The 23,544-nt window shown below is 37.7% G+C and carries 40 protein-coding genes; 3 read left to right on the plus strand and 37 right to left on the minus strand.

Features of this window, described 5'->3' with window-relative positions; translation table 11 throughout:
* Positions 1–40 precede the first annotated feature (40 nt).
* A complete protein-coding gene (locus EZ444_RS14970) occupies positions 41–595 on the plus strand; it encodes a 2'-5' RNA ligase family protein (protein ID WP_131609981.1) in 555 nt (184 codons plus the stop codon).
* Between the two features lie 57 nt (positions 596–652).
* On the opposite strand, the gene rplQ is transcribed toward EZ444_RS14970, so the two are convergent.
* The 31 genes from rplQ to EZ444_RS15125 form a co-directional block, all read right to left on the minus strand.
* Positions 653–1,165, minus strand: coding sequence for a 50S ribosomal protein L17 (gene rplQ, locus EZ444_RS14975; RefSeq protein WP_131609982.1), 513 nt, complete (start codon positions 1,163–1,165; stop codon positions 653–655).
* A 92-nt stretch (positions 1,166–1,257) separates the two neighbouring features.
* Complete coding sequence (locus EZ444_RS14980) at positions 1,258–2,250, minus strand: DNA-directed RNA polymerase subunit alpha (RefSeq protein WP_090777424.1); 993 nt, start codon at positions 2,248–2,250, stop codon at positions 1,258–1,260.
* A 79-nt stretch (positions 2,251–2,329) separates the two neighbouring features.
* Entirely contained in the window at positions 2,330–2,938 is a 609-nt protein-coding gene (gene rpsD / locus EZ444_RS14985) for a 30S ribosomal protein S4 (protein WP_131609983.1), read from the minus strand.
* 65 nt (positions 2,939–3,003) lie between these two features.
* Complete coding sequence (rpsK, locus tag EZ444_RS14990; RefSeq protein WP_048907426.1) at positions 3,004–3,393, minus strand: 30S ribosomal protein S11; 390 nt, start codon at positions 3,391–3,393, stop codon at positions 3,004–3,006.
* 21 nt (positions 3,394–3,414) lie between these two features.
* Entirely contained in the window at positions 3,415–3,792 is a 378-nt protein-coding gene (gene rpsM, locus EZ444_RS14995; RefSeq protein WP_090777426.1) for a 30S ribosomal protein S13, read from the minus strand.
* 84 nt (positions 3,793–3,876) lie between these two features.
* Complete coding sequence (gene ykgO, locus EZ444_RS15000) at positions 3,877–3,993, minus strand: type B 50S ribosomal protein L36 (RefSeq protein ID WP_008244551.1); 117 nt, start codon at positions 3,991–3,993, stop codon at positions 3,877–3,879.
* Position 3,994: 1 nt separating this feature from the next.
* Positions 3,995–4,213, minus strand: coding sequence for a translation initiation factor IF-1 (gene infA, locus EZ444_RS15005; RefSeq protein WP_008244555.1), 219 nt, complete (start codon positions 4,211–4,213; stop codon positions 3,995–3,997).
* A 71-nt stretch (positions 4,214–4,284) separates the two neighbouring features.
* Positions 4,285–5,070, minus strand: a complete 786-nt coding sequence (map, locus tag EZ444_RS15010; RefSeq protein ID WP_131609984.1) for a type I methionyl aminopeptidase — start codon at positions 5,068–5,070, stop codon at positions 4,285–4,287.
* A gap of 9 nt (positions 5,071–5,079) precedes the next feature.
* A complete protein-coding gene (gene secY / locus EZ444_RS15015; protein WP_131609985.1) occupies positions 5,080–6,417 on the minus strand; it encodes a preprotein translocase subunit SecY in 1,338 nt (445 codons plus the stop codon).
* A gap of 3 nt (positions 6,418–6,420) precedes the next feature.
* Entirely contained in the window at positions 6,421–6,867 is a 447-nt protein-coding gene (gene rplO / locus EZ444_RS15020) for a 50S ribosomal protein L15 (protein ID WP_090777431.1), read from the minus strand.
* Positions 6,868–6,978: 111 nt separating this feature from the next.
* Positions 6,979–7,158, minus strand: coding sequence for a 50S ribosomal protein L30 (gene rpmD / locus EZ444_RS15025; RefSeq protein WP_090777433.1), 180 nt, complete (start codon positions 7,156–7,158; stop codon positions 6,979–6,981).
* A 4-nt stretch (positions 7,159–7,162) separates the two neighbouring features.
* Positions 7,163–7,681 carry a 30S ribosomal protein S5 gene (gene rpsE / locus EZ444_RS15030; protein WP_131609986.1) on the minus strand — a complete coding sequence of 173 codons (519 nt, stop codon included), beginning with the start codon at positions 7,679–7,681 and terminating at the stop codon, positions 7,163–7,165.
* Positions 7,682–7,699: 18 nt separating this feature from the next.
* Positions 7,700–8,053, minus strand: coding sequence for a 50S ribosomal protein L18 (gene rplR, locus EZ444_RS15035; protein WP_131609987.1), 354 nt, complete (start codon positions 8,051–8,053; stop codon positions 7,700–7,702).
* Between the two features lie 5 nt (positions 8,054–8,058).
* Positions 8,059–8,616 (minus strand): 50S ribosomal protein L6, encoded by a 558-nt coding sequence (gene rplF / locus EZ444_RS15040; protein WP_131609988.1) that lies wholly within the window; start codon positions 8,614–8,616, stop codon positions 8,059–8,061.
* An 18-nt stretch (positions 8,617–8,634) separates the two neighbouring features.
* Positions 8,635–9,033: a 30S ribosomal protein S8 gene (gene rpsH / locus EZ444_RS15045; protein WP_090777439.1), complete on the minus strand. Its 399-nt coding sequence runs from the start codon at positions 9,031–9,033 to the stop codon at positions 8,635–8,637.
* 115 nt (positions 9,034–9,148) lie between these two features.
* Positions 9,149–9,418 carry a 30S ribosomal protein S14 gene (gene rpsN, locus EZ444_RS15050; protein ID WP_131609989.1) on the minus strand — a complete coding sequence of 90 codons (270 nt, stop codon included), beginning with the start codon at positions 9,416–9,418 and terminating at the stop codon, positions 9,149–9,151.
* Positions 9,418–9,984 carry a 50S ribosomal protein L5 gene (gene rplE / locus EZ444_RS15055; protein ID WP_090777441.1) on the minus strand — a complete coding sequence of 189 codons (567 nt, stop codon included), beginning with the start codon at positions 9,982–9,984 and terminating at the stop codon, positions 9,418–9,420. Before rplE ends, rpsN begins: the two co-directional genes overlap by 1 nt.
* Positions 9,984–10,322 (minus strand): 50S ribosomal protein L24, encoded by a 339-nt coding sequence (gene rplX, locus EZ444_RS15060; RefSeq protein WP_131609990.1) that lies wholly within the window; start codon positions 10,320–10,322, stop codon positions 9,984–9,986. The genes rplE and rplX overlap by 1 nt, the downstream gene beginning before the upstream one ends.
* 1 nt (position 10,323) lies before the next feature.
* Positions 10,324–10,692 (minus strand): 50S ribosomal protein L14, encoded by a 369-nt coding sequence (gene rplN / locus EZ444_RS15065; RefSeq protein ID WP_090777443.1) that lies wholly within the window; start codon positions 10,690–10,692, stop codon positions 10,324–10,326.
* Between the two features lies 1 nt (position 10,693).
* The gene (gene rpsQ / locus EZ444_RS15070; protein WP_048907439.1) at positions 10,694–10,948 is read right to left on the minus strand and encodes a 30S ribosomal protein S17; all 255 of its coding nucleotides are present in this window, start codon (positions 10,946–10,948) and stop codon (positions 10,694–10,696) included.
* Between the two features lie 13 nt (positions 10,949–10,961).
* A complete protein-coding gene (gene rpmC / locus EZ444_RS15075; protein WP_131609991.1) occupies positions 10,962–11,171 on the minus strand; it encodes a 50S ribosomal protein L29 in 210 nt (69 codons plus the stop codon).
* Between the two features lie 72 nt (positions 11,172–11,243).
* Positions 11,244–11,666 carry a 50S ribosomal protein L16 gene (rplP, locus tag EZ444_RS15080; protein WP_131609992.1) on the minus strand — a complete coding sequence of 141 codons (423 nt, stop codon included), beginning with the start codon at positions 11,664–11,666 and terminating at the stop codon, positions 11,244–11,246.
* Between the two features lie 38 nt (positions 11,667–11,704).
* Entirely contained in the window at positions 11,705–12,559 is an 855-nt protein-coding gene (rpsC, locus tag EZ444_RS15085) for a 30S ribosomal protein S3 (protein ID WP_131609993.1), read from the minus strand.
* Positions 12,560–12,564: 5 nt separating this feature from the next.
* Positions 12,565–12,927 carry a 50S ribosomal protein L22 gene (rplV, locus tag EZ444_RS15090; RefSeq protein WP_090777451.1) on the minus strand — a complete coding sequence of 121 codons (363 nt, stop codon included), beginning with the start codon at positions 12,925–12,927 and terminating at the stop codon, positions 12,565–12,567.
* Positions 12,928–12,934: 7 nt separating this feature from the next.
* Positions 12,935–13,201 (minus strand): 30S ribosomal protein S19, encoded by a 267-nt coding sequence (gene rpsS, locus EZ444_RS15095; protein WP_008244581.1) that lies wholly within the window; start codon positions 13,199–13,201, stop codon positions 12,935–12,937.
* Positions 13,201–14,025, minus strand: a complete 825-nt coding sequence (rplB, locus tag EZ444_RS15100; protein WP_131609994.1) for a 50S ribosomal protein L2 — start codon at positions 14,023–14,025, stop codon at positions 13,201–13,203. The genes rpsS and rplB overlap by 1 nt, the downstream gene beginning before the upstream one ends.
* 23 nt (positions 14,026–14,048) lie before the next feature.
* Positions 14,049–14,339 (minus strand): 50S ribosomal protein L23, encoded by a 291-nt coding sequence (gene rplW, locus EZ444_RS15105; protein WP_090777455.1) that lies wholly within the window; start codon positions 14,337–14,339, stop codon positions 14,049–14,051.
* Position 14,340: 1 nt separating this feature from the next.
* Positions 14,341–14,970 (minus strand): 50S ribosomal protein L4, encoded by a 630-nt coding sequence (gene rplD / locus EZ444_RS15110; RefSeq protein WP_131609995.1) that lies wholly within the window; start codon positions 14,968–14,970, stop codon positions 14,341–14,343.
* A 4-nt stretch (positions 14,971–14,974) separates the two neighbouring features.
* Complete coding sequence (gene rplC / locus EZ444_RS15115; protein WP_090777459.1) at positions 14,975–15,592, minus strand: 50S ribosomal protein L3; 618 nt, start codon at positions 15,590–15,592, stop codon at positions 14,975–14,977.
* A 183-nt stretch (positions 15,593–15,775) separates the two neighbouring features.
* Complete coding sequence (locus EZ444_RS15120; RefSeq protein WP_131609996.1) at positions 15,776–16,171, minus strand: DUF1634 domain-containing protein; 396 nt, start codon at positions 16,169–16,171, stop codon at positions 15,776–15,778.
* Positions 16,168–17,004 carry a sulfite exporter TauE/SafE family protein gene (locus EZ444_RS15125; RefSeq protein ID WP_131609997.1) on the minus strand — a complete coding sequence of 279 codons (837 nt, stop codon included), beginning with the start codon at positions 17,002–17,004 and terminating at the stop codon, positions 16,168–16,170. Before EZ444_RS15125 ends, EZ444_RS15120 begins: the two co-directional genes overlap by 4 nt.
* 80 nt (positions 17,005–17,084) lie before the next feature.
* Here EZ444_RS15125 and EZ444_RS15130 point away from each other — a divergent pair, with 80 nt between their 5' ends.
* Positions 17,085–17,693, plus strand: coding sequence for a hypothetical protein (locus EZ444_RS15130; RefSeq protein WP_225874742.1), 609 nt, complete (start codon positions 17,085–17,087; stop codon positions 17,691–17,693).
* A gap of 71 nt (positions 17,694–17,764) precedes the next feature.
* Here EZ444_RS15130 and rpsJ read toward each other — a convergent pair whose 3' ends face one another.
* The 6 genes from rpsJ to EZ444_RS15160 form a co-directional block, all read right to left on the minus strand.
* Positions 17,765–18,070: a 30S ribosomal protein S10 gene (gene rpsJ / locus EZ444_RS15135; protein ID WP_008244591.1), complete on the minus strand. Its 306-nt coding sequence runs from the start codon at positions 18,068–18,070 to the stop codon at positions 17,765–17,767.
* Between the two features lie 59 nt (positions 18,071–18,129).
* Positions 18,130–20,244, minus strand: coding sequence for an elongation factor G (gene fusA, locus EZ444_RS15140; RefSeq protein ID WP_131609998.1), 2,115 nt, complete (start codon positions 20,242–20,244; stop codon positions 18,130–18,132).
* Positions 20,245–20,261: 17 nt separating this feature from the next.
* A complete protein-coding gene (rpsG, locus tag EZ444_RS15145; protein WP_090777471.1) occupies positions 20,262–20,729 on the minus strand; it encodes a 30S ribosomal protein S7 in 468 nt (155 codons plus the stop codon).
* A gap of 16 nt (positions 20,730–20,745) precedes the next feature.
* Complete coding sequence (rpsL, locus tag EZ444_RS15150) at positions 20,746–21,159, minus strand: 30S ribosomal protein S12 (protein ID WP_008244597.1); 414 nt, start codon at positions 21,157–21,159, stop codon at positions 20,746–20,748.
* Positions 21,160–21,328: 169 nt separating this feature from the next.
* Positions 21,329–22,459, minus strand: a complete 1,131-nt coding sequence (locus EZ444_RS15155) for an acyloxyacyl hydrolase (protein WP_131609999.1) — start codon at positions 22,457–22,459, stop codon at positions 21,329–21,331.
* 31 nt (positions 22,460–22,490) lie between these two features.
* Positions 22,491–22,712 carry a VF530 family protein gene (locus tag EZ444_RS15160; RefSeq protein ID WP_131610000.1) on the minus strand — a complete coding sequence of 74 codons (222 nt, stop codon included), beginning with the start codon at positions 22,710–22,712 and terminating at the stop codon, positions 22,491–22,493.
* 118 nt (positions 22,713–22,830) lie between these two features.
* On the opposite strand from EZ444_RS15160, the gene EZ444_RS15165 reads away from it, so the two are divergent.
* Positions 22,831–23,466 (plus strand): hypothetical protein, encoded by a 636-nt coding sequence (locus EZ444_RS15165; protein ID WP_131610001.1) that lies wholly within the window; start codon positions 22,831–22,833, stop codon positions 23,464–23,466.
* Positions 23,467–23,544 lie beyond the last annotated feature (78 nt).

The raw sequence follows: 23,544 nt of genomic DNA on the forward strand, positions 1-23,544 counted from the left end.
TCACAAAGATAACCTTTTGAAATTATAGTAAATTGGCTTTATGAAACACAATTATTTAATTGCCATCTTACCTCCTCCAGAATTAAGTTGGCAAATTGATCAAATTCGAAAAGCATGTTCAGAAAAATACAAAATCTATAAAGCACTACGACCACCAGTTCACATTACTCTCCTATTCCTACAAAACTTAGATGATGTTTTTGAGTCACAGTTGATCAACAGTCTCGAGGCCGCCAGGAATTTCGAACCATTTACCCAGAAATTAGAAAACTATGATGCATTCGTTGGCAATGAGGTCGTATTTATAAAAGCCCTGGCTAACTCAGAAATCACTAAACTATTCAGAAATATTAAAAAAATCCTTGGGGATCTAGCAAAAGAACCGCGAAGCCAGATTAGCCCACATATCACTATTGCCTACAGAGATCTGAAAGATCAGTTTTCTCAAATCTATGCGGAATACAAAAATAAAAGCTTTGAGGCAAACTTTTCGGTAGACCATTTTACATTACTAAAACACGATCGCTCCCACTGGAATATTCTTAGAAATTACAAGAGTAAACCGGGAGATCAACAGTTGGAATTCAATTTATAAACAAAAAGCCCTGTCCGAATAACGGACAGGGCTTCTGTATTTTGAATCAGGGAATAATTATTCGCCTTTATCTTCTGATTTTTCTTCAGTTGCTGGAGCTTCTTCAACTGCAACTTCTGCTTTAGCAGCAGGAGCATCAGTAGCTTTAGCTTTGCTTCTACCACGACGAGTAGTTTTCTTTTCAGCAGCTTCTGTTTCTTTACCATAAACCTCATTGTAATCAACCAATTCGATTAATGCCATCTCAGCGTTATCACCTAAACGATTGTTTAACTTAATGATTCTGGTATAACCACCCGGACGGTTAGCAACTTTCGCTGCGATATCACGGAACAATTCAGTAACAGTTTCTTTATCTTGTAAATAACTAAATACAATACGACGTGAATGTGTAGTATCAGTTTTAGATTTTGTAATAATTGGCTCAACATACATACGTAAAGCTTTTGCTTTAGCTAAAGTAGTTGAAATCCTTTTATGTTTAATTAACGATGAAGCCATGTTAGCCAACATCGCTTTACGATGTGAATCTGTTCTTCCTAAGTGGTTGTTTTTCTTACCGTGTCTCATTTTTTGATTTATTCAGCATATACCGTCTCTATGAATTGAATCCGAGGGAATTATATACTATTAACAATATTGTTATTTATATTCTGTACTTATTATTCTTCGTCTAATTTAAATTTTGACAAGTTCATGCCAAAAGATAAACTTTTAGATTTAACAAGTTCTTGTATCTCTGTTAAAGATTTTTTACCGAAGTTTCTGAATTTTAACATATCAGCAACATCATAAGAAACCAGATCAGCTAAAGTGCGTATATCAGCTGCTTTTAAGCAGTTCAATGCACGAACTGAAAGATCTAAATCCACTAATTCAGTTTTTAAGATCTTACGCATATGCAAGATTTCCTCATCAACTTCTTTAGTTTCTTCTTTAGCTTGAGATTCTAATACTAAATTCTCATCAGAGAACAACATAAAGTGCTGGATTAAAATCTTCGCAGCTTCTTTAAGTGCTTCTTCAGGATGGATTGAACCATCTGTAGAAATATCTAATATTAATTTTTCATAATCTGTTTTTTGCTCAACACGATAGTTTTCAATCGTGTATTTTACATTTTTCATTGGAGTGAAGATCGAATCGATTGCGATCACACCAACTACAGCATCATTGATTTTATTTTCCTCAGCAGGCACATAACCACGTCCTTTATTAATGGTTAATTCCACCTCTAAAGTAACAGATTTCTCCATGTTACAAATAACGAAATCAGGGTTAAGCACCTCGAAGTTGTTTGAGAATTTAGTAATGTCCCCAGCTAAAAACTGATCTTGTCCATTAATTAAAATAAAAACTTTCTCTGAATCGCCAGCATCTCCTGATTTTTTAAAACGTACTTGTTTTAAATTAAGAATAATTTCTGTTAAATCTTCTACAACACCTTTCATTGTAGAGAACTCATGAGATACGCCTGAAAAACGAATACTTGTAATGGCATAACCTTCTAAAGAAGAAAGCAATATTCTTCTTAAGGCATTACCAATTGTTACACCGAAACCGGGCTCTAAAGGGCGGAACTCAAATGTACCATCGAAATCAGTTGATTTCTGCATGATTACTTTATCGGGTTTCTGAAATGCTAAAATTGCCATTTATAATGTTTTTAGATCGTTATTAAATTTATGTAACGTAAAAAAGTTAATTGCCGATAAAGGCAATTAACTAAATATATTACTTAGAGTATAACTCTACTATAAGGTTTTCTTTGATATTTTCTGGTATCTCGTCGCGATTAGGATAAGTTAAGAACTTTCCTGTTAATTCACTTGCGTTCCAGTCTAACCAATTGAATTTATTGATTACTCTACCAGCTACTGAATTAGTAATAGCTTCTAAAGTTTTAGACTTTTCGCGCACAGCGATAACATCACCAGATTTCAATTGATATGATGGTATATTTACTACCTCACCGTTAACTGTCACGTGTTTATGGCTAACTAACTGACGAGCAGCTGAACGTGTTGTAGCAATACCTAATCTGTAAACTGTGTTATCTAAACGAGCTTCTAATAATTGTAATAAGTTATCACCTGTAATACCTCCGCGTGCTGACGCTTTAGTAAATAAGTTACGGAATTGACGCTCTAATACACCATAAGTATATTTCACTTTTTGCTTTTCCATTAACTGTACGGCGTACTCAGACTGCTTACCTCTTCTTTTTGAAGCACCATGTTGCCCAGGAGGGTAGTTTTTTCTGTCTAGTACTTTATCAGGACCAAAAATTGGTTCTCTGAATTTACGGGCGATTTTGGACTTTGGTCCTGTATATCTTGCCATTGCTTTTTGTTTTAAAGTATCATGCAACCTTACGCTGCAGACTCTTAGCTTTAAAAATTAATAAATTAAACTCTTCTCTTCTTAGGAGGACGACATCCATTGTGTGGAAGCGGTGTAATATCTTTGATCGAGGTTACTTCGATACCTGAAACTTGCAATGTTCTAATTGCAGATTCACGACCAGAACCAGGACCTTTAACAAAAACCTCTACTTTACGTAGACCTAAGTCAAATGCTACTTTACCGCAATCAGATGCAGCTTGACCTGCCGCATATGGAGTGTTCTTTTTAGAACCCTTGAATCCCATTTTACCTGCAGAAGACCATGAAATAGTTTGACCATTGTTATTTGTTAAGGTAACAATGATATTGTTAAACGTAGCATTGATGTGTGCCTGTCCAACAGGCTCAATAACAACAATACGCTTTTTGGTAACTTTTTTACTCTTAGCCATAATTATTATTCAGTACTAATTTTATTTAGTAGCTTTTTTCTTGTTTGCAACTGTTTTTCTCTTGCCTTTACGTGTACGAGAGTTGTTCTTAGTACGTTGACCACGTACAGGCAAACCTTTTCTGTGACGTAAACCACGGTAACATCCGATATCCATTAAACGTTTAATGTTCAATTGAACCTCTGAACGCAAAGCACCTTCTACTTTAATGCTGTCGTTAATGATGGTACGGATTGCTGATAACTCATCATCAGACCAATCTTGTACTTTTTTGTTTAAATCGATACCTGCTTCCGTCAATATACGTTGTGCAGTTGATCTACCTACTCCGAAGATATAGGTTAATCCAATCTCGCCTCTTTTGTTTCTTGGTAAATCAATACCTGATATCCTTGCCATATTTTATACTAATGTTTGATTATCTGAATGCAGTACAGATTGAGTAACCTGTACATCCAATCTATATCATACTTCAATAATGTCTTAACCTTGACGTTGCTTAAATTTAGGGTTTTTCTTGTTTATAACGTAAAGTTTACCTTTACGACGAATAACCTTGCAATCAGCACTACGTTTTTTAATTGATGACCTAACTTTCATTTTATTTATATCTATAAGTAATCCTGCCCTTTGATAAATCGTAAGGCGACATCTCTAATTTGACTTTGTCCCCTGGTAAAATTTTGATATAATGCATCCTCATTTTCCCAGAGATATGAGCGATAATCTCGTGGCCATTTTCCAGTTCTACCCGGAACATAGCATTTGATAGTGCTTCTCTTATTACACCGTCTTGTTCAATCGAGGCTTGTTTAGCCATATAATATTGATTTTTACTTAATTAGCTGCTATTAAACAGGGACGCAAAATTAAATAAAAAAATTTAATTATTTACTTTTTTTCTTTTAAAACTTCTTCAATAAATGAAAAGGTTGATAAAACGTCTGCGTTACCCTTTTTTATCGCAACAGTGTGTTCAAAATGAGCGGATGGCTTACTATCCTTACTGGTTACTGTCCAGCCATCTGACCAAAATTTAACACCTGCTGTACCTGCGTTGATCATAGGCTCAATGGCAATAACCATCCCCTCCTCAAGCTTAATTCCACTCCCCCGTCTGCCATAATTAGGCACCTCAGGTTTCTCGTGTAATTTCACCCCAACACCATGACCAACCAATTCTCTTACTACTCCAAATCCATTTGCTTCAGCATAAGCCTGCACCGCATACCCAACATCACCTATTCTAGAACCAACTACAGCCTTTTCAATTGCAAGCTTCAAGCATTCCTGTGTAACATCTACTAGCTTCTTCCGCTCCGCATCCACCTCACCGATTGAAAATGTATAAGCAGAGTCACCAAAAAAATTATTCTTTATTACACCACAATCAACAGAAATCAAATCTCCTTCTTTAATTCTATAATCGCCAGGAAAACCATGAACTACTTGTTCATTTGGCGAAATACATAAGGAATAAGGAAATCCATTATAGTTTAAAAAAGCTGGTATAGCACCATGGTCTCTAATAAACGTTTCTGCAAGATCATTTAGTTCCTGGGTTGTAACCCCTGGACCAATGACTTTGGCCACTTCAGCCAAAGTCTTTGATACCAGTAAAGAACTTTCTCTAATGAGTTCTACTTCTTCTTTTGATTTATAATAGATCTTAGACATTTCTATATATTAAATCACGGCATTACTACCGCTCTCAGCAGGAATTCCTGTGCGACCGGTAACTCTACCTGTTTTCATTAATCCATCATAATGACGCATCAACAAATAACTTTCAATCTGTTGCAATGTATCCAAAACAACGCCCACTAAAATCAATAAAGATGTTCCTCCATAAAAATGTGCAAACTCAGATTTGATTCCAAATTTAACAGCAATTGAAGGAAGTATCGCGATGATCGCTAAGAAAATTGCTCCTGGGAACGTGATCTTAGAAATCACATCATCAATAAATGACGATGTAGATAAACCCGGTTTAATACCTGGTATAAATCCACCATTCTTCTTCATATCATCCGACATTTGAGTTGGATTCACAGTTATAGCAGTATAGAAGAATGTAAATGCAATAATTAAAAATGCAAATGTTAAACTATATGCCAATGAGGTATAATCACTAAACTGAATCAACCAGGTATTTTGTAATGAAGGAAAGAAACCTGTTAAAGTTGCAGGAATAAACATCAATGCCTGAGCAAAAATGATTGGCATTACACCAGCAGCATTAACCTTTAAAGGGATATACTGTCTTACTCCTCCAAATTGTCTGTTACCAACAATCCTTTTAGCATATTGAACAGGAACTTTACGTACACCTTGAACAATCATGATGGTAAACATCACAACCGCAAAAAGAGCAACAATTTCAAGTACAAGCGCGATCAATCCACCACCTTCACCAACAACTCTTGAGCTTACTTCCTGCGATAATGCTACAGGTAAACGAGCAATGATACCAACCATAATGATTAGTGAAATACCGTTACCAATACCTTTATCTGTAATCTTCTCGCCTAACCACATCACAAACAATGTACCTGCAGACAAAACAAATGTTGCAAGAACAAAGAATAAGCCATGATCAATAACGATAGCTTCAGCAGGAACTTGAGTTTTAACATAACCAATCGCCTGAACAGCAGTAATGGCTACAGTTAAATAGCGTGTAATCTGATTAAGTTTCTTTCTTCCGCTTTCACCCTCCTTTTGCATTTTTTGAAAAGAAGGAACGGCAATACCTAATAGCTGAACTACAATAGAGGCTGAAATATAAGGCATAACACCCAAGGCCAATATAGATACCCGAGAGAATGATCCCCCAGCAAACATATCCAACAGACCTAAAATGCCTGACTTAGTATTATCGCCTAAAAGTGTTGCGTCTACACCTGGTAAAACCACGTGAGATACAAACCTATAAACTAAAAGAATCATGAGCGTATAAACTATACGCTCTTTCAATTCTTGAATTTTCCAAATATTACTTAAAGTAGTAAACAGCTTCTTCATTAATTACAATTTTTCGATTGAGCCTCCAACAGCCTCAATAGCTTTTTGTGCAGTTGCAGAAAAAGCATGTGCTTTAACTTCTATCTTAGATTTAACTTCACCACGACCTAAAACTTTAACTAAGTCATTTTTAGATGCCAAACCATGCTCTTGCAAGGTTGCGAAATCTATACTTGTTAAGTTAAACTTTTCTGCCAAACCTTGCAATACGTCTAAGTTTACACCAACGTATTCAACACGGTTAATAGGTTTGAAACCTACCTTAGGTACACGGCGTTGTAATGGCATCTGACCACCTTCAAAACCGATTTTGGTTTTGTGACCAGAGCGAGATCCAGCACCTTTGTGACCACGAGTGGAAGTACCACCGCGACCAGATCCGGTACCACGACCAATTCTCTTACTATTTTTAGTAGAACCTGCTGCAGGTTTTAAATTACTTAAGTTCATTTTGAAACTTATTGTGCTGCCCTTCGCTTTCACTAATCAGGGCAACGGTGAAACAATATACAAAGGTTGCAAATGTAATTATATTAACTACATTAACAACCTTTTAATAAATTATATACTCTCTATTGCTATTAAGTGATTCACTTTTCTAACCATTCCGATAATGGCAGCAGTGGCTTCAACTTCTACGCTTTGGTTCATTTTAGTTAAACCTAAAGCTTGCATCGTTCTTTTTTGGCGTTCGCTTCTGTCGATAATGCTTTTTATCTGGGTTATTTTGATCTTAGCCATAATATTATCCGTTAAAAACTTTATTTAAATCAACACCACGTTGTTGTGCAACGGTATAAGCATCGCGCATTTTTGTTAAAGCATCTACTGTTGCTTTTACCACGTTGTGAGGATTTGATGAACCTTTTGACTTTGCTAATACGTTATGTACACCAGCACTCTCTAATACAGCACGCATCGCACCACCAGCAATAACACCTGTACCTACTGCAGCTGGTTTGATTAATACAAAACCACCCGAGAATTTACCGATTTGCTCGTGAGGAACAGTACCATGTAAAATAGGAACTTTAACTAAGTTCTTTTTAGCATCATCAATTCCTTTTGCAATTGCTTCTGTTACCTCTTTCGCTTTACCTAATCCGTAACCTACGATTCCGTTCTCATCTCCAACAACCACGATGGCTGAAAAGCTGAAAGTACGACCACCTTTGGTTACTTTGGCAACGCGTTGTATGCTAACTAAACGATCTTTTAATTCGATCTCGCTAGTCTTAACTCTTTTTATATTGATAGTTGACATTCTTATCCTATTTTCAGATTAAAATACTAAACCAGCTTCACGCGCACCTTCCGCCAACGATTTAACACGTCCGTGGTACAAATAACCATTTCTGTCGAAAACTACTTCTTTAACACCAGCTGCAATAGCTTTTTCAGCTACTAATTTACCTACAGCTACTGATTGTTCAGATTTGTTTCCAGTTCCAGAAAAGTCTTTTGATAAAGATGAAGCTGAAGCAATTGTACTGCCGGTTACGTCGTTAATGATTTGAGCATAAATTCCTTTATTGCTTCTATATACCGATAAACGTGGACGGCTATCAGAACCTGTAATTCTTTTTCTGATTCCTTTTTTTATACGATCTCTACGAGATAATTTTTTCCCTGCCATGATGATTATTTTTTAGAAGCTGATTTACCTGCTTTTCTTCTTAACACTTCGCCTACAAACTTGATACCTTTACCTTTATATGGTTCTGGTGCACGTAACGAACGGATTTTCGCTGCTACTTGTCCTATCAATTGCTTATCAATACTTTCTAAAATGATTTTAGGAGTCTGACCTTTTTCTGAGGTTGTAGTCACTTTAATCTCTACCGGTAATTGGAACACGTAATGGTGAGAATAACCCAAAACTAAGTCTAATGTATTACCTGTGTTTGTAGCACGGTAACCAACACCTACCAGTTCTTGAGAAATCTTGTAACCTTCTGTTACACCAACAACCATATTATTGATCAAAGCACGGTATAAACCATGTAATGCTTTGTGTCTTTTTTGCTCTGAAGGACGTTGTACTGTTAATACACCTTCTTCTTGACTTACAGTGATATCTGAATCTACTGCTTGAGTTAATTCTCCCTTAGGGCCTTTAACAGTTACTACGTTATCTTTAGATACCGTAATTGTTACGCCTGCAGGTACATTAATTGGGGCTTTTCCTACTCTTGACATTTTGTTATCCTCCTTTAATTAATAAACGTGACACAAAACTTCGCCACCAATGTTAAGTTTAGCCGCTTCTTTATCTGTCATAACACCTTTAGATGTAGACAAGATTGCAATACCTAAACCATTTAATACTCTTGGCATATTCTCTACGCCGGCATACTGCCTTAAACCTGGTTTGCTAATACGAGTTAACGTGCGGATAGCAGGGATTTTCGTGATCGCATTGTATTTCAAAGCGATTTTGATTATTCCTTGAACCGTAGTGTCTTCAAATTTGTAGTTAGCGATGTAACCTTTGTCAAAAAGTACTTTAGTAATTTCCTTTTTCAGGTTTGATGCAGGAATCTCTACAATTCTGTGATTTGCCTTGATGGCATTTCTTACTCTTGTAAGATAATCTGCTATTGGATCTGTATTCATTGTTATATAATTGTGATAGTGGTTTCCTTCCCGACCTATTCGAGACGACCTGCCATCGGTTAATGTTTTTGTTTATTGTTTAGGGCATTGAACCCTAAACACAAGTAAGCTGGGATTACCAGCTTGCTTTTCTTACTCCAGGAATTTTTCCTGCTAAAGCCATATCACGGAACAATACCCTTGATATACCGAAAGTACGCATATATCCACGAGGACGGCCAGTTAATTTACAACGATTGTGTAAACGTACTGCTGATGAGTTTTTTGGTAACTTATCTAATCCTTCGTAATCACCTGCAGCTTTAAGTTCTGCACGTTTTTCTGCATATTTAGCAACCAATTTTTGGCGCTTAACTTCGCGAGCTTTTACTCCTTCTTTTGCCATTATTGTTCTGTTTTTTGGTTTTTAAATGGTAAGCCAAATTGTTTTAAAAGTTCCAATGCCTCAACGTCAGTAGCAGCAGATGTTACAAATGTAATATCCATACCTAAAATCTTGCTGATTTTATCGATGTTGATCTCAGGGAAGATGATTTGCTCAGTTACACCTAAAGTGTAGTTTCCTTTACCATCAAAACCTTTATCATTGATACCTTTGAAATCACGGATACGTGGCAAAGCTACGGAAATTAAACGATCTAAAAACTCATACATGTTGTTATCACGTAAAGTTACACGTACACCTACTGGCATACCTTTACGCAATTTAAAGTTTGAGATATCTTTTTTAGATTTCGCTCCAACTGCTTGCTGACCTGCGATTGTAGTCATCTCTAAAATAGAGCTATCCATAATCTTTTTGTCAGTTACAGAGAAACGACCAACCCCTTGGTTGATAGATATTTTCTCTAACTTAGGAACCTGCATAACGCTTTTGTAATTGAACTTATCTTTAAGTGCAGTTACAATTTCCTCTTTATATTTACTTTTTAATCTTGGTACGTAAGCCATTATTTGATCTCCTCTCCTGATTTTTTAGATACCCTAACTAATTTCCCATCAGCATTAAGCTTTCTGCCAACGCGCGTAGTTGCACCCGTTTTAGGATCAATCAGCGCTACGTTAGAAATATGAAGAGCAGCCTCTTTTTTAATGATACCACCATTAGGGTTAGCAGCATTTGGTTTTGTATGTTTTGATACAAGGTTAACACCTTCTACAAGAATTCTGCTTTTAGAAATTAATACTGAAAGCACAGTTCCTTGCTGACCTCTTGAATCGCCGGCAATAACCTTTACTAAATCACCCTTACGGATTTTTATTTTTGGTGTAGTTACTTTATTTTTCATTTTATAATACCTCCGGTGCTAATGATACAATTTTCATGAATTGTTTTTCACGCAGTTCTCTTGCTACCGGGCCAAAAATACGTGTACCGCGCGGCTCATCTTGTGCATTTAATAATACTGCGGCGTTGTCGTCAAAACGAATATAAGAACCATCCTTACGTCTGATCTCTTTCTTTGTTCTTACTACAACTGCTTTAGAAATGCTTCCTTTCTTAATGTTTCCAGAAGGTAATGCACTTTTAACGGTAACAACGATTTTGTCACCAATAGAAGCGTATCTCTTTCCAGTACCACCAAGTACACGGATAACCAATACTTCTTTTGCGCCGCTATTGTCGGCTACGTTTAATCTTGATTCCTGTTGTACCATGTTATTTAGCCCTTTCTAAAATTTCCACTAATCTCCAGTTCTTGTTTTTACTCAGCGGACGAGTCTCCATGATCAGTACTGTATCTCCAATACCGCAATCGTTTTTCTCGTCATGAGCCATAAATTTGGTAGTTTTCTTAACAAACTTACCATAGATCGGGTGTTTCACTTTACGTTCTACCGCTACAACAATAGATTTATCCATCTTGTTGCTTACCACCAACCCGGTTCTTGTTTTTCTTAATTGTCTTTCCATTTCGACTCTAAAGTTATTTAGTTTCAGTAGCAGACTCAGCTTTACGCTTAGTCACTTCAGTATTTAATCGGGCAATATTTCTCCTAACCTTGCTAATGCGGCTTGGGTTCTCTATAGCCGAAATTGTATGCGCAAACTTTAACTTAACTAAGTTTTCTGTCTCTTCTGCAATCCTGGCTACTAGCTCTTCTTGTGAAAGCCCTGTAATTTCTGAGTTCTTCATTTTATTAATTTTTATATTGCGGGTCCAGAGGTTGTAATAACAAGTTACTTACAACATTCAACCCTATACTAATTATGCTTCTACGTAATCTCTACGTACTACAAATTTTGTTTGGATCGGTAATTTTTGAGCGGCTAAACGCATTGCTTCTTTAGCAACTTCTAAAGGAACACCTTCGGCTTCAAAAATGATACGTCCAGCTCTAACTACTGATACCCAGTATTCTGGAGCACCCTTACCTTTACCCATACGTACTTCAGCTGGTTTCTTAGTAATCGGCTTGTCAGGGAATATTCTAATCCATACCTGACCTTCACGTTTCATGAAACGAGTTACGGCGATACGGGCTGCCTCTATCTGGCGACTGGTAATCCAGGTCGACTCTAGAGATTTGATCCCGAAAGACCCGAATGATAATTCAGCACCACGAGTTGCTAAACCTTTCATTCTGCCCTTCTGCATCTTTCTGAACTTCGTTCTTTTTGGCTGTAACATTGTATTTTAATATTATCGTTAAACGATTTGTTAACTAATTATTTACGAGGACCTCTATTCTGAGTATTTCCGCCTCTATTATTTCCTGCACCAGGACCGCCTTGACCAGGGCCTCTTCCGCCACGATTACCACCACCGCGGTTATCGTTTCTTCTGTCGCCACCGCCACGGTTATCTCTGTCTCTGCCACCAAATGCACCTTCTGGTCTGCCACCTGGTTTACCAGGAGCATTGTTAGTTGCACCGATGTTAGGAGAAAGATCACGTTTACCGTAAACCTCACCTTTACAGATCCAAACTTTAACACCTATTTTACCATAAGTAGTCAAAGCTTCTGCTAATGCATAATCAATGTCTGCACGGAAAGTATGCAAAGGAATTCTTCCTTCTTTATACTGTTCGCTACGAGCCATCTCAGCACCACCTAAACGACCAGAGGTCATAATTTTGATACCTTCAGCACCCATACGCATTGTTGATGCGATAGTAGATTTCATTGCTCTACGGAATGAAATCCTTGCCTCTAATTGTTTTGCAACACCTTCTGCTACTAATTGTGCATCAAGCTCAGGACGTTTGATCTCAAAAATGTTGATTTGAATTTCCTTTTTAGTCAATTTCTTCAACTCTTCTTTGATCTTATCAACCTCAGCTCCTGCTTTTCCAATCACAATACCTGGACGAGCCGTGTGGATTGTAACCGTGATACGCTTTAACGTACGCTCGATAACCACTTTTGACACGCCGCCTTTTGCGATACGTACAGAAAGGTATTTTCTTATTTTTTCGTCCTCAACTAATTTATCAGCATAGTTGTTGCCACCGAACCAGTTAGAATCCCAACCTTTGATGATTCCTAACCTGTTACCTATTGGATGTGCTTTTTGTCCCATTTCTGTTAATTAGTTTGAGTTTCAACGTTTTTACTATCTACTACCAAAGTTACATGGTTTGAACGCTTACGTATTCTGTAACCACGTCCTTGAGGTGCTGGTCTTAATCTTTTTAACTGACGACCACCGCCTACCATTATCGTTTTCACGTATAACTGGTTTTCTTCAGGGCGAGAACCTTCATTTTTAGTTTCCCAGTTTTTGATAGCTGATAATAATAGTTTCTCAACTCTTATTGCTGCTTCTTTATTGGTAAACTTTAAAATATGTAAAGCTTTCTCAACACGCTCACCTCTGATAAGATCTACAACCAAACGCATCTTACGCGGTGAGGTTGGACAATTGTTTAATTTCGCTACTGCTTCCATCTTCTAATTATTTTTTCTTTTCAGAGTGACCCCTAAATGTTCTGGTTGGAGCAAACTCTCCCAGCTTATGACCAACCATGTTTTCTGTTACGTATACCGGTATAAATTTATTACCGTTATGCACTGCAAATGTATGACCCACAAAATCTGGTGAGATCATTGATCTGCGAGACCAAGTTTTAATGACAGACTTTTTGCCTGAATCATTCATAGAGACTACTTTCTTCTCTACGTTATGGTCAATATAAGGTCCTTTTTTAATCGAACGAGCCATTATTTCTTCCTTTTCTCTATGATGAAACGATTTGAGTATTTTTTAAGTGAACGAGTTTTATATCCTTTAGAATATACACCGTTCCTTGAGCGAGGCTGACCTCCTGATGAGCGACCCTCACCACCACCCATAGGGTGATCTACCGGGTTCATCGCAACTGGACGTGTTCTCGGACGACGGCCCAACCAACGTTTACGACCAGCTTTACCCAACACTTCATTTGCATGATCTGAATTGGAAACAGCTCCGATTGTTGCTAAACAAGTAACTAAGATAGATCTTACTTCACCTGAAGGCATTTTCAATGTAGCATATTTACCATCACGAGCAGCTAATTGTGCATAAGCACCAGCGCTACGTGCCAACTGAGCACCACGACCTGGATTGATCTCCACGTTGTGTACAATAGATCCCAAAGGAATATTGCTCAATTTTAAAGTATTTCCCACCTCAGGAGTTGCGGTATCACCCGACACTACCTTCTGCCCTACTTGCAAACCTTCCGGTGCAATAATATAACGCTTCTCGCCGTCTACATAATGTAATAATGCAATACGTGCAGTACGGTTTGGATCGTATTCAACAGTAGCTACTGTTGCAGGAATATCAAACTTATCACGTTTAAAGTCAATTAAACGGTAAGATTTTTTGTGGCCACCACCCATGTAGCGCATAGTCATCTTTCCTGTATTGTTACGTCCTCCCGATTTCTTAGAAGATACAACCAATGATTTTTCGGGCTTGGTTGCTGTAATCTCCGAAAAACTGGCACCTACTCTAAAGCGGGTTCCCGGAGTGACTGGTTTAAATTTTCTTAAGCCCATAGTTATAAATTATTCAATTCTTATTAAATATTCGAGTAATAATCAATTGTTTCGCCTGCTGCCAGGGTTACAATAGCTTTTTTATATTTCGGGGTACGTCCCGTAACTAATCCGCCCTTAGTATTTCTGGACTTAACTTTCCCATTTACAACCATTGTATTAATGGCTAAAATGTGAACGCCGTACATTTTTTCTATGGCTCCCTTAATCTGCAATTTATTTGCTTTGGGTTCTACTTTAAAAGTAAAGCGGTTAGACTTTTCTGTTAATGCAGAAGCTTTCTCTGTTAATATTGGTTTCTTTAAAAATTCCATATTACTTGGCAAATGCCTCCTCGATTGTTTTAACAGAATCCGCAGTTAACAAAAGTTTGCCACAGTTCAATACATCATAAGTATTTAACTGATCTGCAGTAATTACTTTCACTTTCTGAATGTTTCTGCTTGATAAATAGATATTGTTATTTTGTGCAGGTAAAACCAACAATGTCTTTTCGTTAGCCAAGTTTAATGCGCTAACCAAATTGATATAGTTTTTAGTTTTGATCGAATCAAAAGTAAAATCTTCTAAAACCACAACATTATTGTCTTGAGCTTTGTATGATAAAGCAGACTTACGTGCTAATGATTTTAATTTTTTGTTCAATTTGAAACTATAGTCACGTGGCTGAGGGCCAAATACACGACCACCACCATTGAACAATGGAGATTTAATACTTCCGGCACGAGCACCACCAGTACCTTTTTGCTTATATAGTTTGCGGGTTGAACCAGCAATCTCATTACGTTGCTTAGACTTGTGAGTACCTTGACGTTGATTAGCCAAATACTGTTTAACATCTAAATAAATTGCGTGGTCAACAGGCGTTATGCCAAAAACCGACTCAGGAAGTTGCACCTTGGCACCTGTCTCTTTTCCTGAAATGTTTAATACTTTAACTTCCATCTGCTTACTTATCTAAGATTACGTAAGAACCCTTAGCTCCTGGAATGGAACCACTAACTACAACTAGATTTTGATCAGCATAAACTTTCAAAACTTGTAAGTTCTGAACTTTTACTCTGTCTCCACCCATTCTACCCGCCATACGCATACCTTTAAATACACGAGAAGGATACGAAGCAGCACCCAATGAACCTGGAGCACGCATCCTGTTGTGCTGTCCGTGAGTTTGTCCACCAACACCACCGAAACCATGACGTTTTACAACACCCTGGAAACCTTTACCTTTTGACGTACCAACTACATCCACAAAATCGCCTTCGTTAAAGATGCTTACCGTTACAGTATCACCTAAGTTAAGTGACTCTTCAAACGGTTCAAATTCAACCAATTTACGTTTTGGGGTAGTGCTTGCTTTCGCAAAGTGGCCTTTAAGAGGCATGGTAGTGTTCTTTTCTTTGGCTTCGTCGAAACCTAACTGAACTGAAACGTAACCGTCTTTCTCTTCGGTCTTTACCTGTGTTACAACACAAGGTCCAGCTTCGATCACAGTACATGGTATGTTCTTACCATCTGCGTCGAATATGCTGGTCATTCCTACTTTTTTTCCAATAATACCTGACATTTTCTTTTTTTAAATTAACACCCATCGAAGCAGTAGGGCTTCGTTCAAGGTGGATACACATCCCACTTAAGGGAGGGCAAAAATAAGAAAGAAATCTTAATTTTCAAATAGTTAGCTAAATATATTTTCAAATAATTGCTAAAAATTTGTTTTCACTGGATAGCATACAATTAAAGTTAGTTTTTAACCAACCAACTTATCGCTTAAACTATATAAGATAATGGACAAAACCATCAAACCGATCAAAACATATAGGTAATCACGCTCAATCAAGAAGCTAAACACCGAGAAAACAACCCTGGCTACAGGTGTAAAAATCAATAACAATGTGCCAAATTGGATAATAGCAGCGCCATCCATTGTTTTTAAACCTTCAAAAATTGCCCCAACTGAAGACAATCCAGACTTTCCAGAATCAAACTTATCATAATCAACTACGTTTGCATAGTTAAAGAACAAATAGATAAGTCCACCAATAAACACAACAGTCATAGATGAAATCACCCCAACTCGCAATAGGGTACCCAAAATGACCTGTATATCCTTATCTGCAAAAAAATTCTTACTCTCCTTAATCATAAGTTACCAGATAATCCATTGTAAATCATTTGAATCGCTAAAAATGTAACCACAACAGCAAACACCACTTTTAGCTTATCAGTCTTTGTCTTCACCAATATTTTAGAACCGATCGTAGCCCCAAGCAACACCCCTACAGTTACAGGCATAGCTATTCCAGGATCAATCTGCCCACGATGAAGATAAACAATGGCACTTGCAGCAGCAGTTACCCCCATCATAAAGTTACTGGTTGTTGTAGACACCTTAAACGGAATCCGCATAATATTGTCCATCGCAATTACCTTCAAGGCTCCAGAACCAATCCCCAGCAAACCAGAGATAATACCAGCAACAAACATCATCAAGAATCCTCCGATCACATTGTGTACCGCATACTTCTTAATTCCACCCTCAGTAGGGTAAGTACCATTCAGTTTAAAGAAAACTGCCAGCTTACCAGAAGTATCATTGTCAGAATGATCTACCTTCTTACGAATCATCATCGCTGCAGAAAACAAAAGGATTAAACCAAAAATAACAGCGATGTAGCTTGGATTAATAAAGACAGTTACTATCGCGCCAATTATTGCACTTATGGTGGTAGCGACCTCTAAAAACATCCCTATCCGAATGTTTGTGATCCCTTCCTTAACATAAGCTGCTGCCGAACCCGATGAAGTAGCAATTACTGATATGATTGATGCACCTATAGCATAATGAATATCTACTCCAAGTACAAGTGTTAACAATGGAATAATAATAACTCCACCACCTAGCCCAGTAAGCGAGCCCACCAATCCGGCCAAAAAAGCCCCTATCAAAACTATAATTGTAAATAGTAATACCGACATTGCTGCAAATATACTATCTCCAGCCAGAACACAATAAAATTAAAATATCATAGTTAAATTAGAGATAAACCAATACCCATATGATGAAAAAAATAATACTCCCTATTATTTCGGCTTTAATACTTAGCTTCAACGCTCAGGGCCAGTTAACCAATGATTCTACTAAAGTTGACCCAAGTTTAAAAGGACAATACCAATTATTGCTTACAAAGTCCAAAACCATAAACGGCTATAAACTTGTAAACCCTGGTAGAATTAGCGCTTTCTGGAAAAACCTTAGCGACACACTCTCCACAACACGCAAACAACTTACGAATGCAAACCAGAAACTTAAAGCACAAGAAAAGGATATCGCCGATTTAAAAAGTCAAATCAGCGGAAAAGAAAGTGCATTGGCTGGCACAAATGCAAAAATAAACGAAATCAATTTCCTGGGGATATCATTTGCCAAGTCAACCTACAACACCATTGTATGGAGCTTGATCATTGGACTGGCTGCTGCCCTTGCCTTTCTCATACTGAGATCTGCTAAGTATATGCATGAAGCAAAATATCGCAGCAACCTATATGAAGAAATCGCGCAGGAATACCAGTCCTACAAAACTAAAGCAAATGATAAAGAGAAAAAACTAGCAAGAGAACTTCAAGATGAACGCAACAAGATAGACGAATTAAAAAGCCGCGGCTAGTAAACATCCACAAATAGAAAAGCCTTCCCGATCATCTCGGGAAGGCTTTTCCATTTAACTGTCAAATATAGTTAAACTTTAATTTCTACTTCAACACCGCTAGGTAATTCAAGTTTCATTAATGCATCAACTGTTTTTGAGTTAGAGCTGTAAATATCTAACAAACGCTTGTAAGCACATAATTGAAATTGCTCACGTGCTTTTTTGTTCACGTGTGGTGAACGCAAAACAGTGAAGATTTTCTTTTCTGTAGGCAACGGAATAGGTCCGCTAACCACTGCACCCGTAGGTTTAACAGTTTTCACGATTTTCTCAGCAGATTTATCTACCAAGTTATAATCGTAAGATTTTAATTTGATTCTAATTCTTTGGCTCATAATATATGTATTAAAGCAACCGGTTAGAGCTATTAATAACCGGTTGCTGATTTATTTTATTATTCTGCAGATTTAACTCTACCTTTTGATTTAGCAATTACTTCATCCTGTACAGTTTTAGGAGCTGGTTCGTAGTGATCAAATTCCATTGTAGAAGTTGCACGACCAGAAGTAATGGTACGTAACTGAGTTACATAACCAAACATCTCAGAAAGAGGCACAGTTGCTTTAATTACTTGAGCACCATTACGTGTATCCATTCCTAAAAGTTGACCACGACGACGGTTCATATCACCGATTACATCACCCATGTTTTCTTCAGGGGTAAGGATTTCGATTTTCATGATAGGCTCCATCAATACAGGGTTACATTTAGGTAATGCTTCACGGTAAGCCATTTTAGCAGCAAGCTCAAATGATAAAGCATCTGAATCGACTGCGTGGAATGAACCATCAATTAAACGAACTTTCATGTCTGGTAGTGGATAACCAGCCAATACTCCATTAGCCATAGATGCTGCAAATCCTTTTTCAACAGATGGAATAAATTCACGAGGAATTGAACCACCAGAAATTTCATTTACAAACTGCAAGCCACCTTTTTCCCAATCCGCATCGATAGGAGAAATAACAACTTGGATATCCGCAAATTTACCACGACCACCAGATTGTTTTTTATAAGTCTCACGATGTTGAACTGTTCCATTGATTGCTTCTTTGTAAGCTACCTGTGGTGCACCTTGGTTAACCTCAACTTTAAACTCACGTTTTAAGCGGTCAATCAAGATATCTAAGTGAAGCTCACCCATACCAGAGATTACAGTCTGTCCAGTCTCCTGATCAGTCTGAACCCTAAATGTAGGATCCTCTTCAGCTAATTTAGATAAACCAATACCCAATTTATCAACATCAGCTTGAGTTTTAGGCTCAATAGCTAAACCGATAACTGGCTCTGGAAAATCCATTGATTCAAGAACAATTGGATGTTTCTCATCACAAAGTGTATCACCAGTTTTGATATCTTTAAATCCTACTACAGCAGCAATATCACCGGCACCTACGTTAGGGATTGGGTTTTGCTTGTTTGCATGCATTTGGAAGATACGAGAAATACGCTCTTTGTTTTCAGAACGTGCGTTATAAACGTACGAACCTGCATCTAAGTTACCTGAATAAACACGGATAAAACATAAACGACCTACAAAAGGATCTGTTGCAATTTTAAACGCTAAAGCTGCAAAAGGCTCATTTACATCCGGTTGACGGGTTACTTCTAAACCAGTTTCAGGATTGGTACCAGTGATACCATCAACATCCATTGGCGAAGGCAATAATTCCATTACCAAATCCAACATGGTTTGAACACCTTTGTTTTTGAAAGATGAACCGCAAACCATAGGAACGATTTTAGCATCTAAAGTTGCTTTACGCAATGCATCAAGAATCTCACGCTCAGTGATTGAGTTTGGATCATCAAAGAATTTCTCCATTAATGATTCATCATAATCAGCAACAGCTTCTAATAAGTTCTCTCTCCATTGTGCAACCTCTTCAACCATATCTTCAGGAATAGGCACCTCAGTAAAGGTCATACCTTTATCATGCTCATTCCAAACAATACCTCTGTTATTGATTAAATCAACAACACCAGTAAAGTTATCTTCAGAACCGATAGGTAATTGCAATGGAACAGCATGACTGCCCAACATATCTTTTACCTGCTTAACAACTTTTAAGAAGTCAGCTCCTGAACGGTCCATTTTGTTAACGAAACCAATACGAGGAACCGCATAGTTGTTAGCTAAACGCCAGTTGGTTTCAGATTGAGGCTCAACACCATCAACAGCTGAAAACAAAAACACCAATCCGTCCAAAACACGCAATGAACGATTTACCTCTACGGTAAAATCCACGTGTCCAGGAGTATCGATAACGTTTACCTGATATTTGTTACCACGGTAAGGCCAGAAAACAGTTGTAGCAGCAGAAGTAATAGTGATACCACGTTCTTGCTCCTGTGCCATCCAGTCCATTGTAGCTGCACCTTCGTGCACCTCACCAATTTTGTGACTAACACCTGCATAATAAAGGATACGCTCAGTTGTTGTGGTTTTACCCGCATCAATGTGAGCCGCGATTCCAATATTTCTTGTGTATTTTAAATCTCTTGACATTTTATGATTCTATATAATTAGAAACGGAAGTGAGAGAACGCTTTGTTGGCTTCAGCCATTTTATGCGTGTCTTCTTTTTTCTTAACTGCTGCACCTTCACCCTTAGCTGCTGAAACGATTTCACCTGCTAATTTCTCTTTCATTGTTTTTTCACCACGTTTGCGTGCATATGAAATTAACCATTTCATACCTAAAGCAATCTTACGGTCAGGTCTAACCTCTGTAGGTACCTGGAAGTTAGCACCACCAACACGGCGTGACTTAACCTCTACTGCAGGCATTACATTAGTTAAAGCGCGTTTCCAGATTTCTAATCCGTTCTCACCAACTTTTTTCTCTGCTAATTCTACAGCATCATAAAAAATTGAATAAGCGATAGATTTCTTTCCGTCAAACATCATATTGTTTACGAAACGGGTCACCTGAACATCGTTAAATTTTGGATCAGGAAGAATGATTCTCTTTTTTGGTTTTGACTTTCTCATTTTGTTTTCCTCCTAATTATTTCTTTTTACCTTTTGTTGGTGCCGCAGCTACTTGTCCTGGCTTAGGGCGTTTTGTTCCGTATTTTGAACGACGTTGGTTACGACCAGCAACACCTGAAGTATCTAATGCTCCACGGATGATGTGATAACGTACACCTGGCAAATCTTTAACACGACCACCACGGATCAATACGATTGAGTGCTCCTGTAGGTTGTGACCTTCTCCAGGGATGTAAGCGTTAACCTCTTTACCATTGGTTAAACGTACACGCGCAACTTTACGCATTGCTGAGTTTGGTTTTTTAGGGGTAGTCGTATATACACGTGTACATACACCTCTTCGCTGTGGACAACTGTCCAACGCCGGAGACTTACTCTTGAACTCCAGTGCTACTCTACCTTTTCTAACTAATTGTTGAATGGTTGGCATTGTTCTTTTTTTGTTTTTCTATTAATGTTTAAAAACTTTACCCCTCAATAAGGGACTGCAAAGGTAAGACAATACATTTTATAAATCAAGGGGTTAACATAAAATTAATCCCTTAAAAGACAATAGTATAATTACATACCAAATATTTCTATAAATTATTCTTGATTTTTCAACGTGTAACCATCAATCCAAACCCCACAAAATCGGCTTCACTTTGATGTAAATACATTTTAGCTTGAACAGCTAGCCCTTCCGCAACTTGATACTTCAATCCGGTAGTCCAATAGGTCTTAATATTTGTCAGACTATGATAGTGCAAATAATAACCATATTTAGTCATCAGCCCCAATCTACCTAACCACAAGTCAGGCCCAATAGCAACACCAACTCTCCATCTATCAAACGAACTTGCTTTAGATTGATAAGTTTGATCATTCTTCAGCGGGTCATAAATAGTATGATAATAAACGGCATCTAACCCTGCACTCAAACCGAGAACAGCATCTAACCGATAGTTGTATCCAGCATATAAACCGGTCTTATACAAACCATCTTTACTCCTATAAACTCCACGCCGACCTATATTAACCCCAACATCCACACTGTGCATTTTATATTCCGCAGGCTTTCTCCATGAAGCCGTATCATTAACCACCTTCTTTACACCCAACGACTGCGCAATACCCAAACTAACGCTACTCACATTCATCCCCTTGTTTGGCACCCTTATCCCAGCATTAGAAAAATGGAGAACATCTACCCCAGCCAAAAGCTTTGTTGATGGACCAATTTGAGTGGATAATTTTAATGCAATCCGCGACGAAAAATTAATATGACTACCTACAAGTATATTTTCATTGGTAAACCAGGTTTCCCCCAAATAACCCAATCCAAATCCTGGCGTAAGCAACAATTCGGAACCTTTAGTCTTCAATAACGAAAAATTAAGTGCAGCGATTAATGCATATGAATCACCAAACCTATTTGGTCTTGGATCTGACACCATTACAATGTCACTCATATTCTTATAATTAAAAACCAGATCAAGGCTGTTCAAATTCAACATCCTCATCCACGGTCTGTGGCTGGCAACAGTATTCATATGGTAAATCAACTCACCCCCATATGCTGTACCACGTAATTTATGATCAGCAGTAAACACCGCTAAAGAAACTTGTGGAGAGAACTCAATACTGTTTCGAACAGACTGTACCTCCTGGGCCCGTAAATCACCGGCAAATACCAAGAAACCTAAAAAGAAAAGAAAAGCAAATAAATTAGCGAATCTTGGCAAGCTCATTTAAAAAAAGTTCACCATACAATATAGGAGATTAATGAAAAGTATTCAAATATAATTTTTCTACTTTTTTTCGTGCCCAGTCCGTCTTACGCAAAAAAGTCAAACTTGATTTAAGTGTCGGATTGTTATTAAAACAAGCAATCTTAACCAACTTCCCCATCTCCTCCCAACCATAATGCCATACCAATTGCTTCAATATAAACTCAAGGGTCTTGCCATGTAGTGGATTGTTTACCTGTTCTTGTACTGCCATGCTGCAAAAATAATAAGAATAACTAGATTTGTATACCGGTTCTACCGATTCAAAACAAAAGACATCAAACAAGCCGACACGGTATACCTAATTATAATAAAAACAAACACAACAATATATGGATTTAAAACTGGGTGACTTTGTTCGTTTTGTAGACGAAAACATTGAAGGGTACATTACCCGGATTATTGATAAAACTACCATTGGTGTAACAGACTCAAATGATTTTGAAATTCCTGTCCTGGCTTCTCAAGTAACATTGGTTCATGGCGACATCACCGACAATGATGTGGTGACCAACAAACCCAATATCGTTGTCCCGGAGGCCGAATTCAAAAAAGAGGGTATTTACCTCGGATTGGTTACCGATCAACATAGCAATTCTGTGGCACATTTCCACCTTGTTAATGAAACATCTTACCAACTCTTAATTAGCCTAACCACAGAAAGACAAGAAACTTTTAAAGGAGAATTTGCAGGCATCATTGCTCCTAACACGACTAAAAAGATCTACTCTGCCCAACTGGGTGACATTCAGATCTGGCCTAAATTCAGATTAGAAATCTTAACCAATACACCTGCAAACGTTGAGCCTAAGTCTCCAATCGTCTTCAACAAAAACATTAAAGGAAAAGACCTTTCTGTTGCCAAAGAAGAAATCGATCTGCTTAAACAAAAAGGCTGGCTAATTAAATTGGAAGAACCGGAAGCAGTAATAGATGCAGAGAAGCTGAAGGCTAGCTTCTTTAAGTAATGGTCAAAAATAGCCGCTATACTAAGCATAGCGGCTATTTGCATCATGTATCTGCACTATCTCATAAGCTTCATGCTT

The organism is Pedobacter hiemivivus (genome assembly GCF_004331685.1).
Lineage (GTDB): Bacteria > Bacteroidota > Bacteroidia > Sphingobacteriales > Sphingobacteriaceae > Pedobacter > Pedobacter hiemivivus.